This is a genomic window from Bacillus sp. SRB_8 (assembly GCF_003264205.1).
GTDB classification, from domain to species: Bacteria; Bacillota; Bacilli; order Bacillales; family Bacillaceae_G; genus Bacillus_A; species Bacillus_A mycoides.
Genome location: NZ_NADT01000197.1, coordinates 1 through 360, shown reverse-complemented (window position 1 = coordinate 360; position 360 = coordinate 1). Strand labels below are relative to the sequence as shown.

Here is a 360-nt window from a genome sequence, read left to right as displayed (position 1 = left end):
CAACTCACCTGCCGAATCAACTAGCCCCGAAAATGGATGGCGCTTAAGCGCGCGACCTACACCCGGCCGTCGGGGCAAGTGCCAGGCCCCGATGAGTAGGAGGGCGCGGCGGTCGCTGCAAAACCTTGGGCGTGAGCCTGGGTGGAGCGGCCGTCGGTGCAGATCTTGGTGGTAGTAGCAAATATTCAAATGAGAACTTTGAAGACTGAAGTGGAGAAAGGTTCCGTGTGAACAGCATTTGGACACGGGTTAGTCGATCCTAAGAGCTCTCTTTAACGTTTGGAAATGGTCGGATTCGTCCGGCAACGCTCGAAATGGAATCGGGTTCATATTCCCGAACCGGGACGTGGATATTGTATG

The 360-nt window shown here is 55.0% G+C and carries 1 rRNA gene; it reads left to right on the top strand.

The features are described from left to right. Window positions 1-360, top strand: a 23S ribosomal RNA gene (locus B5P40_RS33210); the annotation flags it as partial.